Raw genomic sequence first — 17,624 nt, 5'->3', positions numbered from 1 at the left:
TAGCTTGCGAGATCATAAACACGTTCTCAGGCGGTGGCGGCACGGCTATTGGCCGGCTGACGCTTGAACAGTTCCCGGAAAACCGGGTAGATGTCGGAAGCCGAACGAATTTTCTGCATTGCGAACTGGCGGTTGCGTTCCTGTACCTTCAGGTATTCGTACCAGAGGTTTTGCGGCTCCCCTTCAGTGATCTCAATGTAGGCGAAGTACTGGCAGTAAGGCAGCAAATCCTCCTCCATGATGCGGCCGCAGTTGGCGGAATCGCTGTCCCAGTTGTCGCCGTCGGACGCCTGGGCGGCGTAGATGTTCCATTCGCTGCCGGCGTAGCGCTTCTTGACGATCTCCGCCATCAGGTTGAGCGCCGAAGACACCACGGTGCCGCCGGATTCGCGCGAGTGGAAGAAATCCTCCTCGCTCACCTCCACCGCGCTGGTATGGTGGCGGATGAACACCACCTCTATCTTTTCGTAATTGCGCTGCAGGAACAGGTAAAGCAGGATGAAGAAACGCTTGGCCATGTCCTTCTTCTGCTCGTCCATGGAGCCGGACACGTCCATGATGCAGAACATCACCGCCTGGCTGGTGGGTTTGGGCTGCTTGACCCGGTTGTTGTAGCGCAGGTCGAATGGGTCTATCCACGGGATGCTGGCAATGCGCTCGCGCAGCCGATGGATGCTCTGCCGTTTTTCGCGGATTTCCAGCGTGTTGTCCTCGTCATCCTCCATCAGGGTGTCGAGTTCCTCCTCCGCGTCGCCCAGCGTGGCCATCGTCGGCGCGGCCATCGCCACTCGCCGCGCCAGTGCGCCGCGCAGCGAGCGCACGATATTGATGTTGGCCGGCGTGCCGTCGTTGGTGTAGCCGGCGCGCACCGTCTTCATCTCCTCAATGCCCATTAGTTGGGTCTTGATCAGATTGGGCAGCGCCAGGTCGTCGAAGAACACGTTCATGAACTCTTCGCGCGACAGCTGGAACACAAAATCGTCTTCGCCCTCGCCGTCCTGGCTGGCCTTGCTGCCGCCGCCTCCCCCGCCGCCTTGCGGCCGCGGCAAGCGGTCGCCTTTGACGAACTCCTCATTGCCGGGATGCACGTTTTCCGTCATGCCGCCCTTGCCATGATGGAAAACAGGTTCGGAAATATCCTTTACCGGAATCGAGACCTTCTCTCCGCTCTCGATGTCGGTAATGCTGCGCCCCTTGACCGCCTTGGCGACGGCTTCCTTGATTTGGGCCTTGAAACGGCGCAGAAACCGTTCGCGGTTGACCGCGGACTTGTTCTTGCCGTTGAGGCGCCGATCGATGATGTGGGACATAAGCACCTCGCTTTGCCTGTGCCGGCGGCGGCCGCGCGCTGGCGGCCGCCGCCTGACTTGCTGTTGTTATATTATTCACCGCCCGGCGGCGACAGCGGCCGCTTGGGCGATTGCCGGCGCCGCCTGGACGGCGCCGGATCAGCGATGGCTTACGAGGACTTGCGCACTCGCAGATACCATTCGCACAACAGACGCACTTGCTTGGCGGTGTAACCTTTTTCCACCATGCGGTTGACGAAGTCCTCGTGCTTCTTCGCATCCTCGGCACTGGCCTTGGCGTTGAAGGAGATCACCGGCAACAGCTCCTCGGTGTTGGAGAACATCTTCTTCTCGATGACCGTGCGCAGCTTCTCGTAGCTGGTCCAGGTGGGGTTCTTGCCGCCGTTGTTGGCCCGCGCCCGCAACACGAAGTTGACGATCTCGTTGCGGAAGTCTTTCGGGTTGGAAATCCCGGCCGGCTTCTCGATTTTCTCCAGCTCCGCGTTCAAGGAAGTGCGGTCGAAGATCTCGCCGGTGTCCTGATCGCGATACTCCTGATCCTGAATCCAGAAGTCCGCGAAGCTGACGTAGCGGTCGAAGATGTTCTGGCCGTACTCGGAGTAGCTTTCGAGGTAAGCGGTTTGAATCTCCTTGCCAATGAACTCCACGTACTTGGGCGCCAGGTACTCCTTCAGGAAGGTCAGATACTTCTGCTCCGTTTCCGCCGGGAACTGCTCGCGCTCAACCTGTTGCTCGATCACGTACAAGAGATGCACCGGGTTGGCGGCCACTTCGCTGTGATCGAAGTTGAACACCTTGGACAGGATCTTGTAGGCAAAGCGCGTGGACAAGCCGCTCATGCCCTCGTCCACCCCCGCGTAATCGCGGTATTCCTGGATGGATTTGGCCTTGGGATCCGTGTCTTTCAGGTTGTCCCCGTCGTACACCTGCATCTTGCTGAACAGGCTGGAGTTTTCCGGCTCTTTCAGCCGCGACAGCACCGCGAACTGCGCCATCATCTTCAGCGTGCCCGGCGCGCACGGCGCGCGGCCCAGCGAAGAGTTGCGGATCAGCTTGTCGTAGATCTTGATCTCGTCCGACACGCGCAGGCAATACGGCACCTTGACGATGTAAATCCGGTCGAGGAAGGCCTCGTTGTTCTTGTTGTTGCGGAACTGCTTCCACTCGGACTCGTTGGAGTGAGCCAGGATCACGCCTTCAAACGGAATCGCGCCAAAGCCCTCGGTGCCCTTGAAGTTGCCTTCCTGGGTAGCCGTCAGCAGCGGGTGCAAGACCTTGATCGGTGCCTTGAACATCTCCACGAATTCCAGCAAGCCCTGGTTGGCCAGGCACAAGCCGCCGGAGTAGCTGTAAGCGTCCGGGTCGTCCTGCGCGTATTTCTCCAGCTTGCGGATATCCACCTTGCCCACCAGGGACGAGATGTCCTGGTTGTTCTCGTCGCCCGGCTCGGTCTTGGCCACCGCGATCTGCTTGAGCACGGACGGATAGCGCTTGACCACGCGGAACTGGCCGATATCGCCGTTGAACTCATGCAGCCGCTTCACCGCCCACGGGCTGGGGATGCTTTTCAGATAACGGCGCGGAATGCCGTATTCCTCTTCCAGCAGCGCCCCGTCCTCGTCGTAGTTGAACAGCGCCAGCGGAGACTCGTTGACCGGGCTGCCTTTCAGGCAATAGAACGGCACCAGCTCCATCAGCTCTTTCAGCTTCTCGGCAATGGACGATTTGCCGCCGCCCACCGGGCCCAGCAAATAGAGGATCTGCTTCTTCTCTTCCAGGCCTTGCGCGGCGTGGCGGAAGTAGGACACCACCTGTTCGATCACCTCCTCGGTGCCGTAGAAATCACGGAACGCGGGATAGACCTTGATGACTTTGTTGGAAAAAATGCGGGACAGACGCGAATCATGTCGAGTGTCCACCAGCTCCGGCTCGCCAATGGCGGCCAGCATGCGCTCTGCGGCGGTGGCGTAAGCGCCGGGGTCTTTCTTGCAGAGCTCCAGGTACTCCTGGATGGTGTACTCCTCCTCACGAGTCTTGTCGTAACGAGCAGCGTAGTGACTGAAGATATCCGGGTGCATGGCTCTCTCCTGGCAGGTAGCAGAGGCGCAAACGACATGCACGCGGCATCCGCTGCTCCCCTTGCTGAATTAGAGTATTCACATTGTTTCCGGCTTTCTTTTTCTGGGTATAGCATAACGCACAGCTTGGCAGGGCAAAACCGCGCCTGCACACAAAATATGAGATCGTGAGCCAGATTCAATACAAGTATTTGAAATGGATGGTGAATTCCGCCAGCTTTTTTTTGTAACGGAAGACGAGCGGCGTGTAAGCGGGGGTAAACGGAAATCGGCCCCAAAAAAAGGCCTTGGTAATCAATCGTTTCCTGCGGGGCCATCGGAAGATTTAGACCAAACCGCCTGACGAATAAAAGAGAAGGGAATATAAAACGTGCCGGAGCCCCGGCGCGGACGGCGGCGATCAGCCTTTGCGCTGCACGATGCGCACGCCGATTTCATAGATGCGGCCGCGCTGCACCTCGTTGCAGCGCTTCACCTCCACCACCGCCTCCAGCGGCTTGCCCGGCATACCGCCCACGCCCGGCGCCAGCACAATCACGGACAAGCGCTCGCCAAACTGCGGCACAAAGGAGGAGCGCAGCGCCATGCCGTCCACCGACAGATCCACGCACTCGCCGTAATGGGTTTCGCCGCTGATCAAAGAACGGATGCGGGCCTTGCAGCCCATGCTGATGCGGCGCCCGCGCCGTCGATCCCGGTAAGGATCAAACGGCGACACCCGGCATCCTCCCGGCCTGATGCGCCGCCAACCAGTGCAGCCCCACGATGGACTTGCTGTCGCAGATCTCCCCGCTCAGCGTCATCTCCATCGCCTGCGCCACCGGCACCGCCAGCACCTCCAGGAATTCGCCCTCGTCCAGCCGGCTGCCCTGCTGGCTCAGCCCCTCCGCCAGGTAATAACTGATGCGCTCGTTGGAATAGCCAATGCACGGATACGCGGTGCCCAGATACGTCCAGCGCTCCGCCGTGTAGCCGGTTTCCTCCAGCAGCTCCCGCCTTGCCGTGGCCGCCGGCACTTCGTCCGGGTCTATCTTGCCGGCGGGAATCTCCACGAACTCACGGCCGGCCGGGTAACGGTACTGGCGCTCCAGCACCAGCTTGCCGTCCGGGGTCAGCGCCAGCACCGCCACCGCGCCGGGGTGCAGAATGTATTCGCGCGTGGACGCCGCGCCGTCCGGCAGCGCCACCTCGTCTTTATGCACCTTGAGAAAACCGCCCTGATACACCAGCTCCGTCGACAACTGCTTTTCAACCAGATCCACAATGACCCCTTAAAGTGTTCTGCAATGCCTGCTTTTCCAGGCGCTGATCACCGCCCAGCGCCACAGCAGCCGCGTCAACGCGTAGCCGATCACGGCAAAGGTCAGGCCCAGCGCCGGCAACCCCACCAGCAAGGGCCAGCCCAGCTCCGCCAGCCAATTCAGGCAGGCGTGCCACCAATCCGGCAAGCTCATCCGGTCCCAATTGGGCGGCGGCGTCATTGTACCCGCAGCCGGATTGCCCAGTAAAAGCTTGCCATAAGCATAAGCCAGAAAATACAGCGGCAATACGGTCAAAGGGTTAGTGTACAGCGTGAACAACACCGCCACAGGCAGATTCACCCGCATCAACAACGCCAACGCCACCGCCGTCACCTTTTGCGTGGGGCCGGGCATCAGGCCGGCGAACAAACCCACCCCCACCCCCATCGCCACCTTGCGGCGGTTCAACGACCAATACGCCGGCCGGTCCAGGTAAGGCGCCAGCCGGCGCAGGCCCGGCTTTTGAAACCAATGGTGCCGGTAGGCAACCCATTTGCGTACCTTGCGTCTAAACCAAGTCATCTGGAATTTTTTGATCCTTGTGCGCGCTCGTTGCCGTTAAACCACACTCGGCGGCGGGGAAAACGCGAAAAGCTTGTCAAAGCCACGTCGATAATTTAAACAAGCGTTTGAATTGTTCGCCCAAGCGCAGGGCGCACCCAAACACGACAGACCTGGCCGGATAGACCAGGCCGCGCAAAACCAACAGGAGAGACCCATGCCTGCATACCAAGCCCCGCTGCGGGATTTCGATTTCGTGCTCCACGAGCTGATCAAGGTACAGGACATCATCCCCACCCTGCCCGGCTACGAAGAAGCCACCCAGGACATCTTCCGCTCCTACCTGGAAGCCGCCGCCCAGTTCTGTGAAAGCGAACTGGCGCCCCTGAACCGCCAGGGCGACGAAGAAGGCTGTCACTACGACAGCTCCACCAAATCCGTCACCACCCCGCCCGGCTTCAAGGAAGCCTACCAACAATACTGTGAACTGGGTTTCCCCACGCTGGACTGCGACCCGGCCTACGGCGGCCAGGGCATGCCCAAGGCGCTGAGCTTCCCCATCATGGAAATGCAGTGCTCCAGCAACGTGGCCTGGTCCATGTACCCCGGCCTGTCCCACGGCGCGTATTCTGCCATTCATGCCCACGGAACCGAAGCGCAAAAAGCGGCCTACCTGCCCAAACTGGTGGACGGCAGCTGGACCGGCACCATGTGCCTGACCGAACCGCACTGCGGCACCGACCTGGGCCTGCTCAAAACCCGCGCCGAACCCAACGGCGACGGCAGCTACAGCATCACCGGCACCAAGATTTTCATCTCCGCCGGTGAACATGATATGTCCGACAACATCATTCACCTGGTGCTGGCCCGTCTGCCGGACTCGCCCAAGGACGTGAAGGGCATCTCCCTGTTCATCGTGCCCAAATTTCATGACGACGGCAGCCGCAACGCCGTGGCCTGCGGCAGCCTGGAACACAAAATGGGCATCAAGGCCAACGCCACCGCGGTGATCAACCTGGACGGTGCCAAGGGCTATCTGATTGGCGAACCCAACAAGGGCCTGTCATGCATGTTCACCATGATGAACGCCGCCCGCCTGGGCTGCGGCATGCAAGGCCTGGGCATAGGCGAAGCCTCCTTCCAGGGCGCGCTGGCCTATGCGCGCGAACGCCTGCAAATGCGCTCGCTGACCGGCGACAAATGCCCGGACAAGCCGGCGGACCCCATCATCGTCCACCCGGACGTGCGCCGCATGCTGCTCACCCAGAAAGCCTACACCGAAGCCGGCCGCGCGCTGACCACCCTGCTGGCGTTGCAACTGGACATCGAAGACAAACACCCGGACGCCGACGCCCGCCAGGACGCCGCCGACCTCGTGGCCCTGCTCACCCCGGTGGCCAAGGCCTTCATGACCGACAACGGCTACGAAGCCGCCAACCTGGGCATGCAAGTGTTCGGCGGCCACGGCTACATCCGCGAATGGGGCATGGAACAACTAGTGCGCGACTGCCGCATCTCCCAGATCTACGAAGGCACCAACGGCATCCAAGCCATCGACCTCTTGGGCCGCAAAGTGCTGATGGACCAAGGCCAGAAGCTGCGCAAGTTCACCAAGCAAATCCATAAGTTCTGCCAGGCCAATGAAGGCAACGACAAACTGGCCGACTACGTGGCCCCGCTGTCCAAGCTGCTGAAAGACGTGGGCGAAGTGACCATGGGCATCGGCATGGCCGGCATGCAGAACCGCGACGAAGCCGGCGCGGCCGCCACCGACTACCTGCGCCTGATCGGCCACCTCAGCTACGCCTGGCTGTGGGCGCAAATGGCGGAAGTGGCTCATTCCAAGCTGGGCGGCGGCGAAGACGGCTTCTACCAGGCCAAGATCCTGACCGGCCGCTTCTATATGGCTAAGCTGTTCCCGGAAGTGCACAGCCTGCTGGCCAAGCTCAAGGCCGGCGCCAAGCCCTTGATGGAGCTGCAAGACGAGCACTTCGCCTTCTAAAGAACCTGCTTACGATCTGCCGCGCGTCAGCGGGATGGATAGAAAGGGGCATTGAAACCGTCTTCGAAATGCTCATGTACCGCGAGTACATTCCGCTTTCTCCGCCGGTTTCGCCTTGTCTCGCTTTAGCTTGCGAGATCGTAAACAGGCTCTCTGCCAGTAAGGCATGAAAACAAAAACGGCCCCTAGGGGCCGTTTCTCATGAGCGACTCCGCCGCGCTAGCGACCTCGTCCGCGCTTCTTGCGCCGCTGCTGCTGTTGCGCCTCCGCCAACTGCTCCAGACACAGATAAAGCTGCTGCACCGCCTCCACATGCTGGGCCAGATCCACCCGCTCCACCGCCAGGTTCAGCAGCATCTCCAGATAATTGAAGAAGCCCTTGCACAGACCGATGCGGTAGCTCTTGTCGGCAAAATCCATATCGCTGGCAATCCGGAACAACAGCCCGCGCGCCGCATGCTGACGGTTGCACTTCAACAACTGCGCCATATGCGCTGCGTACTGCCGGCCAATGGCGCAAGCCTCGAAATAATCCTGGGGCTCGGCCGGCTGCCAATAATGCGGATAAGTGCGGCCCGGCACGCGGCGGACAAAGGGCAGACGGAGGTCTTTGGCTTCGCTGGAGGGGAAACGGTAGCGGGAACGGCGGGGTTTAGAGAAATCAGACATGGGCAACCTCTTGCTAGAAGTGCGTGAAAACCAGCGGCTGCCGGTCAGGCAGACACAACGCAAGTTTGGAAAACGTGCTGAAAACAGCACCTCGCCTGCAGTCGATGGGTTCTCACGGCCCAGTGCCGGGATGAAACGGCACGGAGGGATTGTTGCTTAGAGGGGGACGGGGGTCAAGTCTTGGAGGCCGCTTTTGGGATCGTGTATTTGCGTAACTATCTACGCGCTACGCGCAGATGGAGAAGGGGCGGCTTCTCGGCCGAAGAAACGGTCGTAGTGGTTGGTAGCTACTGCCGCTTTCACCCCTTAGCTGACATTAGCGCGCCACCGCAACTAGGCAAGGCAGGTTGTAGTGCTATCATCATCGGATAAATCGTTATATGCCAAAAGCGTGTCATTCCGGGATGAGTGAAGATGAGAAATGGAAGTTCATTGAGGGGGCGGCTCTTGACCGGAGCAAGGGCCGGAAATTTCCTGCAAGTGGTTTACGATTGCTCATTGGCCACGCGTGAGGACCGCAGTGATCTCGCCCATGAACTAGCAGCCCTCCATAATGAAGGGCTGGTGGACATTGTGGCAACGTTTGGAGATTTAAAAAACAACACCCCTAGCTGTCCGGATTTCTTCCTAACCCGTCATGTATTCGAACAGGCACTGCCACATCTGAGTGCGCCAGTAGGCCCCGTTATGCGTTGCGTCCTCCAGCTTTGTCATGAGGCAGGGCAGGATTTGGCGGCAGGAAGTATCTTCAGCGGCTACATAGAGTTCTGTGCGAAAGATCCAGAGCGCCCACGCGAAGCGCTCAAGCTAATCGAAGCGGATCCCGACACACTGGTAGAAATGCTAACAGCGACTATCGCCGCTGGGTCACAGCTTGATAATTCGTATTACCTCACTCAGCTCCTGAGCTTCATTTTCCACTTGGACATCAAAGTTCGCAGGCATGCTGTATTTGCAGTAGGAAGGATCCATTGGCCGAAAGGAGCAAGCGTACCAGATAGCCTGATCGTGGTACTTAATCAGGTGCTCGAGACAGAGATGGACGACGGCCTCCTCGGAAGTGCTGTTAAATCTACCTTCGCAATCTTCCAGCATGACAAAATGCTTGAAGAGCAGTGTGTCACACTGATCGACACAGCGCTTACTAAAGGTGATGAATACACCCTGCATGCAGCATCCGAGTTGCTGAGGCTCAATACGGAAGATCTTCCGGGTTCATTTCTTCAGTTACTGTTCACGCACCTGAAAAGAGTCAAGCCGGGAAATACTGGCACACTTAAAAATATTGACTATGGGGTCGCCTATTTGCTAACGCAGAACGATCCGGAAGAAGCTTTGCGCTTTCTAGAAGAACTACTTGTAATGCACGACGGGGAGTTCGAGCTCGAAATTCTCGATAGAGTCACAAATGCCATCCGTAAAAACACTACACTTATGGGCAAAGTAATGACTCGATGGCTCCTGCGCGGTGAACGAGTACTTTGCGAAGCCGTCCATGATATCGTCGGCATTGCCCATACCAATGATCTTGTCATTGAGATTAATGCTGCCGAGCTTAAGCCTGACGACTACATCCATTTTTTTTTCATCGCACGCAAAGCGATAGGCTATCTCTTCATGTGGCCGGTAACAGCGGCGAGCGTTGTTATTTCACTCATGCGCCACGCTCCGGATGATGAAACCCTAGATGCGCTCAAAGAGCTGTTGCTTGATCCGCTACTTCTTAATTACCCCGGTAGCATGCGCGACTATGTCGAGAAGCAAATGGGGCACGAGTGTGGCAAGGTCAAGGAAACCATTGAGGATGCCCTTGCGACTATTGACCAGTATCAGGAAGCTCTGCGTGCAGTTCCCGAATTACCTGCGTTATATGCAGGCCAGTCTCAGCGCGAGTCCTATCGCCGCCACATGTCCGAGGTGATGGCTGAATCCATGAAGGCCGCTGAGAAGAAGTCTATTTTCCTCAATCTCTTTTCACGCAGCACACTGCTTTATGGAAATAAGTCCATCGACTACATCCATGCGGGTGTCAACGAGCCACCACACCGCATGGAAACACCTCTGATTAGTCATGGTGTTTCGATGGAACTCCCGCGCATGGACGATATCGACCCTTACGGCCTTAACTACATGTTACGAGTCTTCCGTCTGGAAAGGTTTCGCACATGAAACTCATTATCAAGGAATATCTTTCCTCCCTTAAAGAACGTGGCGAGTTAGATGCAGTCCTTCCTGACTTACTGAGTCAGCTTGGTCTGAACGTCTATTCACGTCCTGCAAGGGGAACACGCCAGGACGGCGTGGATGTCGGTGCAGTTGGCAAACTTGATGGAGGCGCGGAGAAGGTTTACCTGTTCTCGATCAAGCCTGGAGACCTTACGCGACGTGGATGGGACGGGGATTCCGAGCAGTCGCTACGTCCATCTCTCAATGAGATTCTAGACTCTTATATTCCGAACCGACTACCAGCAGAACACCGAAAAAAAGACGTTGTTATCTGCATAACCGTTGGAGGAGATGTCCAAGAGCAGGTGCGCCCACTGCTCACTGGATATATTGCGAAAAATACGAAAGTCAACATCAGCTTTGAAGAATGGAACGGGGACAAGTTAGCCGCTTATATTCAATCAAGTTTCTTGCGCGAAGATTTGCTACCCGAGCATGCGCGTTCACTCCTTCGCAAATCTCTCGCAATGCTCGACGAACCCGAAATCTCCTACCGCCATTTTGCCGCGCTAATCCGAGCACTCTCGAATGTAGAAACACTAAAAGATGCAGAACGTGTGACAGCTATTCGGCAGATGAGTATTTGCTTATGGATCTTGTTTGCTTGGGCGCGAGAGACAGCAAATATGGAGTCGGCGTACCTGACCAGTGAATTCACCCTGCTGCATGCTTGGAACATCATCCGCCCCTATGCAGGCAAGAAAAATAAAACATCACGAGCTTTTAATACGGCTTTCATTTCAATATTCACAGTATACAATCATATTTGCAGCGAATTTCTTGGCAAGAATGTCCTGCCCTTTGCCGACAAGCTACACGCTGTATCGATTGCGATACGAGGCTCGTGCAGTCTTGATATCAACCTCAAACTCTTCGATCTCCTAGGGCGGCTTGGAACGGATGGCATCTGGGCCTATTGGGGAGCGATGCACTGCACCGCCGAGGAAAAGGATCTGAAGGAAGCAAGGCTGCACGAGGCACAGATGTATGCAGAAGCAGTGAAGAAACTGATTGCTAACAATCCCGCGTTGCTGCTGCCAGCCAAGGATGATCAAACGATCGACATCTTTATCGCAGTTTCGCTTCTTGTGACTATCGGTAATAATCGTAGCTTTATCATAAACTGGCTTGGGAAGATGTTGGAACGTGCGAGATTTTCCTACGAGTCTAACGGAAAATACCCCTGCGTGCTGCACGCCTACAGCGACCTCCTTGAGCACCCAAAATCGACTGACGGTGATTATCGAAAAAATGCAACAAGTGCCAGCATCCTTTACCCATCAATTGCACTGTGGGCCGCGCTTCTTGATGACGAAACTACATACAGTAAAGTGGCCGCGATGAAGCAGGATATATTGCAGCACTGCACATATCAGTTCTGGTATCCGGATAACAGCTCCGAAGCACACTTCTATATGAATACCAATAGTCACGGAGCTGCGCTAGCAAACCTTGCCATCAACCGACCAAAAGAAGAATTTCTGTCACAGGTCTTCGGCGAATGTAAACACTCACCACATTTTCAAGAGTTATCGGCGGTGAAGTTTGGTTGGTGGCCGCTAATCGTGGTTGCCTGCCGCCATTATCGCCTTCCACTACCACTTCATCTCTTGGAAGGACTGTTCAAACCAGAGGATGGAGATCAGGTTCAGGAGTTTGTAACTGGTTCATAATAAAAGGGAGCCATATCCTATTTTATTAATCCGTTGAATGTGCTGATTTGATCTCAGCCTAGATTCTATTTTCTGGTCTGAAGAAAACATATTTTGGACGACCGGTTTGAGGCGTACGGGATCCAGCCGTTACCTTAAAGGTCAAAGAATGTACGCAAACGCCCTACTTTCACTCCTTGGCGGCATGATTATTGGTGCGGCCGCCCTCGACGCCTGCGCTTCATCTCTTTACCAAGGCGTTATCACTGCCAGGAATATGGGGGCAGGAAAAGTCTGCTTCTCAGTAGATAGCTATAGGTCGGCAAACAAGTCCGTTGCCATCCCTGCGAAGGGGCTGGTTTTGACTTCTATCGCGGTTTACACGGAAACGGCTAACGGTGCGCAAGCCATCTGGAAAATTAACGCGGCGTCCCGAAACGAGGCAGAACTCTACAAAGTCAAGTCTGGTGAATGTTTGATTTACGGAGAGGTCGTTGCTGGCAAATACACGGTAAGCCAAGCTCCGAAGCCACTACCGGCCTCAACTCCGTTAGAAGTTGTAGCAACGTATTGGTACCCAACAGAATTCAATAATATTTTGTCCATGGGAGGAAAATTTTGCTCAATGGCAAATGGAATCATCGAAGCCTCCGAAGACGGCAACTGCCCTGGCCAAAGTGCTCCTAAGAAACGAGCTAAATCCCTGTAAGCTTTTTGACCGCAACACCATAAAACAGAATAGCCTCTCAAACGAGAGGCTGTTTCCTATTCAGACACAAGCTTAGATGGACTTCAGTTCCCGCAGCGCTTCCGGGTGCTGCACCGCTACCCGCAGCAAGGTCTGCGCCGCGCCGGTGGGCATACGCCGGCCTTACTTCCCTTAGCCACGCTATCTACGCGCCAGATATAGAGAAGGCTGCTTCTCGGCCAATGCGGTCTGCCACCCTATCTGCTGTGAGCGTCTGCTCAGGAGCACATACCGGCCATCTTGGGTTCGAGTGAAGGCGCACTACCGGCCAATCATAGGGCAGGATTGCCTACAAGCACCGGGTCAGCCCAAGCAGTCATTTGATGTGACTATAAATCCCGGAGTAATTCAGGATGCGCATTACGGCTTGCTCAAGCTGGCTTTCTCATTGATCTGTCTACGATTTATCGACAGGTTTTGTTAGCCGCTCGAAGCGACACCCGACGCATCATGGCTTACCATACCCGTACTTACTCCAAATTTTCTGCGACCCCGGATCGAACAGTTGCTCGTACAGTTTTCTGGCCGCTGGATGGTTGGCCGCAGGCGTCAGCAACGCGGCGGTCTGTTTGATCGGTGGGTAGGTCTCCGCCGGGATTTCCACCCAGTGCCCCTTGCCCAGATTGGAATACTTCAGCACTTGGGATTTTGAGACAAAGCCGCCCGAGGCCTTGCCGGATGCAATCCACTCCGCTGCGTGCGCCACATCCGGCACTCGGACGAAGCGCGGCCGCAGCCGTTCGGCCAATTGATAGTGGTTCAAACTATACAAGACGGTCTGGCCATAAATACTAGCCTCCGGATCAGGTAACACGATTGTGCCATGACCATCTCGCAGCCACTCCAGCCAATGGTCGCTGCGAAAATCCGCATCCAATGACCACAGCACCAACGATCCCAAAGCATAAATGCGCGGCTCGCTCAAACAACGGCCCAGCGCCCTCAGCCGCCGAGTGTATTCCTCGCTCGACGACAGATAAATCTCAAATTCCGCGCCGTTGGCGATTTGCGAGGCCAGCGCCACCGACGGGCCATATGTGACATCGACACCGACGCCCGTTTCCGCGGAGAAGCGCCTGATGATCTCGCCCAAAGCCGGTTCCGTATTGCTGGCAGCGGCCACCCTCACCTGCTCGGCATAGGCGATGGCAGACATGCAAACCAACAGCCACATCGCCAATATCTTCGACATCTCATGCTCCCAAGCACCAACAATTCAGCATAGGACATGTGCTGTAGACAATATGAACCGGCGACAAAACCTAGTAGACCATGTGAAGCCAGACGGCGCGACACTGGGCTGCCCCTGGCCTAAGAATCTGTTTACGATCTGCTGCGCGTCGTGAAGCGTTGCACGGTGAGTACCAACTCAAAATGCTCATGTACCACCTGTACATTCCGCTTTTTCGCTCGTTTTCGCCTTGTCTCGCCTTAGCTCGCGAGATCGTAAACAGGTTCTAAGGACAGTTAGATCAGACGGCTTATTCACAAGCAGCCATCGATGCCAACGTACTTTTCATGTGACTGCTCCGGCCAAGAAACGTAACTAACCTTCCAAATCATCATCCAGCCTGCGGGCTCTCCAGCCCCTCAAAAAACCCAAGCGCCCGCGCATCGCCGGCATAAGCCACATTGATCCGCAGCCAATCGTTATCCTCGCCGCCGGGCATGAAGCCGCTGCCCGGCGACAACAGGATTCCGCGCTTGGCGGCTTCCGCCTGCATTTCCTTAAAGCTGTGGCGGCCGGTGCGCGCCCAGACGAACATGCCGCCCTGCGGCTCCGCGAACACTTGCCAGCCGTTGGCTTCCAGCGTTTGCAGCGTGGCGGCCATTTGCCGGTTCAGCCGCAGCCGCAGCCTTTGCGTCAGCTTGCGGTAAGCGCCGCTGGACAAAAGCTGGGCCACCACGCATTCCGCAAAGCGCTGGGTGCCGATGCCGGTGTACATCTTGATATTGGCTAGCTGGCGGATCAGCTCCGGCTGGGCCAGCACATAGCCGACGCGCAGCGAGCAGCTGAGGGTTTTGGAGAAGCTGGATACGTAGATCACCCGCCGCAGCGAATCCAGCGCCGCCAGGCGCACGCCGGGGTGGTTCTGAAAATCCGCGTAGATATCGTCTTCCACAATCAGGAAATCGTGGGCCTCAGCCAGTTGCAGCAGGCGGTGCGCCACCGCCGGCGTCAAACAGGTGCCGGTGGGGTTGTGGAACAGGCTGTTGATGAACAGGCATTTGGGCCGATGTCGGGCCAGGATGGCTTCCAGCGCCGCCAGGTCCGGCCCGTTGCCGGCGCGCGGCACCGCCAGCATTTCTACGCCGTGGAATTTCAGCAGGTTGAACAGATTGTAGTAGCCGGGGCTTTCCACCAGCACGGTGTCGCCGGGCTTGAGCAGCGCGCGCGCCAGCAGGTCCAGCGCGTGGCTGCCGCCGTTGGTGGTGAGGATTTGCTCTTGCTCCACATGGATGTCGATCTGGCGCAGCCGCTGCTGTAGTTGCCGGCGCAAGGCCGGCAGGCCCAGCGGGGTACTGTAGTCGAACAGGTCCGCCGGCTGGCAGCGGGTGATGTGGCGTATGGCGTAGCCCAGTTCTTCCTGGTCGCCCCAGCTGTCCGGCACCCAGCCGCAGCCCAGCTTCAACTGCTCGCCGCTGTCGCTGAACTGGCCCCAGGCCGGCTCCATGGTTTCCCGCCATTCGCTTTCTTCGCGGCCCGGCGGCGCGGCCACGAAGAAGCCGGCGCCGTGGCGCGATTCCAGCAGGCCCAGCGCCACCAGCCGGTCGTAGGCGTCGATCACGCAGGACTGGCTGAGTTGCTGTTCCTTGGCCAGTTGGCGGATGGAGGGCAGCCGGGTGCCAGGGCGGACGCGGCTGCGCCGTATCCAGGCGCGCAGTTGATCGGCGATTTGCTGCGCCAGCGGCTGCCGGCTGGCGCGGTCGAGTTCTAGCCGCATGGCGGGCTCACTGTTTGCTGATAATGAGCAAACAGTTAAGCGCAAATGGCCGCCGCTGTCACTTGTTGTCGTCATGGAGCGGCCGGATAGTGGCGTGTCGCACCCTTTTCATCGCCAGGCCATAGCTTATGACTGTTCCACTGTTCGCCCACACTGATTGTCCCCCCGTGTCTTTTTTATTCCCGGAGGCGATATGAACACGCGCCACCCTGCCCGGCTGGCCTTCGGCCTGTGCCTGATCACTTGCGCGGTGAACCTGCAAGCGCCGCTGTACACCGCTTACGCGCAGCTGGCCGGCCAGGGCGCGGCGGCCACCGCCACCGCGTTTTCCGCCTACGTGCTGGGAGTGTTGCCGGTGCTGCTAGCGCTGGGCGGCCTGCCGGACCGGCTGGGGCGCAAACCGTTGATCCTGGCGGCGCTAACGCTGGCAATGCTGGCCACCGCCGTCATGGCGCTGTGGCCGCGGCTGGAGGCCTTGGCCATGGCGCGCTTTCTGCTGGGCTGCGGCACCGCGCTGGCTTCCGCCGCCGGCGCCGCTTATATGGGGGAATTGATGGCGGAGCCGGACGACCGCCGCGCCACGCTGTGGGTGACGGCCAGCACGTCGCTGGGCTTTGGCTTGGGCGCGGCGCTGACCAGCTTGTGCCTGCTGTGGCAGAGCACGCTGACGCCGGCCAGCTTCTGGCTGCACTTGGCGTTGGCCGGAACGGCCCTGCTGGCGGTGGCCGGGCTGCCGGACCCGGCGCCGCGCGGCCGCCATACGCCCATGCTGCGCCCGCCCTATTTCCCGGCCGGCAGCCTGCCTTTCGGCTGCGCCATCCTGTTGGCCTGGGCCGCGGTGGGGCTGGTGATCGCCTTATTGCCGTCGGTATTGGCCGCGCATGGGCTGGCGCGCTGGTCCGGTTTTTCCACCTTCACCGTGATCAGCTGCGGCCTGCTGTTCCAGCCGCTGGCCCGCGCGATGCCGCCCAGCCGGACCGCCCGCCTGGGCATGTTGGTGCTGCCGCCCAGCTACGCCTTGCTGGCGTGGGGCGCGACTCAGGGTTCGCTGGCGGCGGTGCTCTTGGGCGCGCTGGGCGCGAGCAGCTCCTGCTACGGCTTCACTTATCTGGGCGGCTTGTCCGCGGTAAACGCGCTGGCCGGCGCGGAAAAACCACGCGCCAGCGCCGGTTTCTTCCTGTTGGCCTATATCGGCTTCAGCCTGCCGGTGATCTTCACCGGCTTGCTAGTGGACCGCCTGGGCGCGCCCATGGCCTTGCTGCTGTTCGGCCTGGCGCTGGCCGCCGGCGCGGCCCTGGTTGCCCGGGCGATTGGACGGAGCGCGGCGGCAAGCGCCGCTTTCCCCGCCTTGGCGGCGGCCAGCCGGCGCGATTAGAGCGGCTAACAAAAATCAGTGTTACGGCTGAGGCAAGACGCGCCGGCGCAGGCAGTACTTGAGTATGGCAAGTCGGCGCAACGCAGCATCAGGAATTTGTTAGCCACTCTTAGCAGACTAGCCCAGCCAGACTGCTCAGTTCACCGGATAGGCCGTCAGCAAAACCCAGCTGCCCTTCACCACCTCAAAATCCAGCTGTACGCTGGAGAACTGCGAGCGGGTCTGCGCGGTGCACCTGCCCGCCGCGTCCGCCGCGGTGCAGCTATAGCCGCCTATCTTGTCCTTCTTCAGCACGCTGTAGACGGTGACGCTCTGGCGGGCGTGGTTGCCGGAACACTGTACCGCGGCGCCGGTGTACTTCTTGGGATCCACGTAGTTGTTCCAGAAGCCGGTGTATTCCTCCACGCTGGTGAACAGAGTCTTGCCCACCTGGCTGGTGCCGGCCGGCGGGGTGGCGCCGTAGATGTGCTGGTTGAGGTGGCCGCCCGCGGCGTTGTTGTTGGCGGACACACCGCTGGTCTTGACGCTGGGGATGGCCCGACATTCTACGGCGTGGGCCAGACTGGGCAGGCCGGCGGCAATCAGCAGCGCGATGGCCATGGACAAGCGGTTAAGGGGGGTTTTCTGGGCGTTTTGGCGCATGGTGAAACTCCTTGTGGTGAATGGGAAGGCCGGATGGCTTTGCCGCTAGCCGCAGGGCGGCAAGGAGGCTTCCGCCAAGACCGCGCAAACATTCGTGGACTCGCTTTTGACACCGCAGCGCTGACATGTGGCGGCGTCCAAATTACTCATACAGCATTATTTATAATTCACCCAA

Annotated in this window: 14 protein-coding genes; 5 read left to right on the top strand and 9 right to left on the bottom strand. The window is 58.4% G+C overall.

Annotation, left to right across the window (positions count from 1 at the left end):
• Positions 1–26 precede the first annotated feature (26 nt).
• The 5 genes from DXT74_RS10655 to DXT74_RS10635 all read right to left on the bottom strand — a co-directional run bounded on the left by DXT74_RS10655 (position 27) and on the right by DXT74_RS10635 (position 5,211).
• A complete protein-coding gene (locus tag DXT74_RS10655) occupies positions 27–1,310 on the bottom strand; it encodes a YeaH/YhbH family protein (protein ID WP_043633352.1) in 1,284 nt (427 codons plus the stop codon).
• Between the two features lie 149 nt (positions 1,311–1,459).
• Complete coding sequence (locus tag DXT74_RS10650; protein ID WP_043633347.1) at positions 1,460–3,388, bottom strand: PrkA family serine protein kinase; 1,929 nt, start codon at positions 3,386–3,388, stop codon at positions 1,460–1,462.
• 400 nt (positions 3,389–3,788) lie between these two features.
• Complete coding sequence (locus tag DXT74_RS10645) at positions 3,789–4,106, bottom strand: PilZ domain-containing protein (RefSeq protein WP_081545720.1); 318 nt, start codon at positions 4,104–4,106, stop codon at positions 3,789–3,791.
• Complete coding sequence (locus DXT74_RS10640) at positions 4,093–4,650, bottom strand: NUDIX domain-containing protein (protein WP_043633343.1); 558 nt, start codon at positions 4,648–4,650, stop codon at positions 4,093–4,095. The genes DXT74_RS10645 and DXT74_RS10640 overlap by 14 nt, the downstream gene beginning before the upstream one ends.
• Before the next feature lie 9 nt (positions 4,651–4,659).
• Complete coding sequence (locus tag DXT74_RS10635) at positions 4,660–5,211, bottom strand: DUF2062 domain-containing protein (protein WP_019100393.1); 552 nt, start codon at positions 5,209–5,211, stop codon at positions 4,660–4,662.
• A gap of 196 nt (positions 5,212–5,407) precedes the next feature.
• On the opposite strand from DXT74_RS10635, the gene DXT74_RS10630 reads away from it, so the two are divergent.
• The gene (locus DXT74_RS10630; RefSeq protein WP_043633338.1) at positions 5,408–7,192 is read left to right on the top strand and encodes an acyl-CoA dehydrogenase C-terminal domain-containing protein; all 1,785 of its coding nucleotides are present in this window, start codon (positions 5,408–5,410) and stop codon (positions 7,190–7,192) included.
• Between the two features lie 219 nt (positions 7,193–7,411).
• Here the strand turns inward: DXT74_RS10630 and DXT74_RS10625 are convergent, their stop codons facing one another.
• A complete protein-coding gene (locus DXT74_RS10625) occupies positions 7,412–7,861 on the bottom strand; it encodes a hypothetical protein (RefSeq protein ID WP_194427910.1) in 450 nt (149 codons plus the stop codon).
• Between the two features lie 414 nt (positions 7,862–8,275).
• On the opposite strand from DXT74_RS10625, the gene DXT74_RS10620 reads away from it, so the two are divergent.
• From DXT74_RS10620 to DXT74_RS10610, 3 genes are all read left to right on the top strand, one after another.
• Entirely contained in the window at positions 8,276–10,030 is a 1,755-nt protein-coding gene (locus DXT74_RS10620) for a hypothetical protein (protein WP_194427909.1), read from the top strand.
• Positions 10,027–11,760, top strand: a complete 1,734-nt coding sequence (locus tag DXT74_RS10615; RefSeq protein ID WP_194427908.1) for a hypothetical protein — start codon at positions 10,027–10,029, stop codon at positions 11,758–11,760. Before DXT74_RS10620 ends, DXT74_RS10615 begins: the two co-directional genes overlap by 4 nt.
• Before the next feature lie 148 nt (positions 11,761–11,908).
• Positions 11,909–12,448 (top strand): hypothetical protein, encoded by a 540-nt coding sequence (locus DXT74_RS10610; protein WP_194427907.1) that lies wholly within the window; start codon positions 11,909–11,911, stop codon positions 12,446–12,448.
• A 487-nt stretch (positions 12,449–12,935) separates the two neighbouring features.
• On the opposite strand, the gene modA is transcribed toward DXT74_RS10610, so the two are convergent.
• Both modA and DXT74_RS10600 read right to left on the bottom strand, forming a co-directional pair.
• Positions 12,936–13,679, bottom strand: a complete 744-nt coding sequence (gene modA, locus DXT74_RS10605; RefSeq protein WP_194427906.1) for a molybdate ABC transporter substrate-binding protein — start codon at positions 13,677–13,679, stop codon at positions 12,936–12,938.
• A 370-nt stretch (positions 13,680–14,049) separates the two neighbouring features.
• Positions 14,050–15,432: a PLP-dependent aminotransferase family protein gene (locus tag DXT74_RS10600; protein WP_194427905.1), complete on the bottom strand. Its 1,383-nt coding sequence runs from the start codon at positions 15,430–15,432 to the stop codon at positions 14,050–14,052.
• A 193-nt stretch (positions 15,433–15,625) separates the two neighbouring features.
• On the opposite strand from DXT74_RS10600, the gene DXT74_RS10595 reads away from it, so the two are divergent.
• Positions 15,626–16,807 (top strand): MFS transporter, encoded by a 1,182-nt coding sequence (locus DXT74_RS10595; RefSeq protein ID WP_194427904.1) that lies wholly within the window; start codon positions 15,626–15,628, stop codon positions 16,805–16,807.
• 135 nt (positions 16,808–16,942) lie between these two features.
• Here the strand turns inward: DXT74_RS10595 and DXT74_RS10590 are convergent, their stop codons facing one another.
• Positions 16,943–17,449, bottom strand: a complete 507-nt coding sequence (locus DXT74_RS10590) for a hypothetical protein (protein WP_196783858.1) — start codon at positions 17,447–17,449, stop codon at positions 16,943–16,945.
• Between the last annotated feature and the right edge of the window lie 175 nt (positions 17,450–17,624).

The sequence above is a fragment of the Chromobacterium sp. Rain0013 genome, assembly GCF_015291765.1.
In the GTDB taxonomy this organism is placed as follows: Bacteria; Pseudomonadota; Gammaproteobacteria; order Burkholderiales; family Chromobacteriaceae; genus Chromobacterium; species Chromobacterium haemolyticum.
Note: the sequence above shows the minus strand (reverse complement) of the source record. Positions and strands in the feature narration are given on the sequence as shown.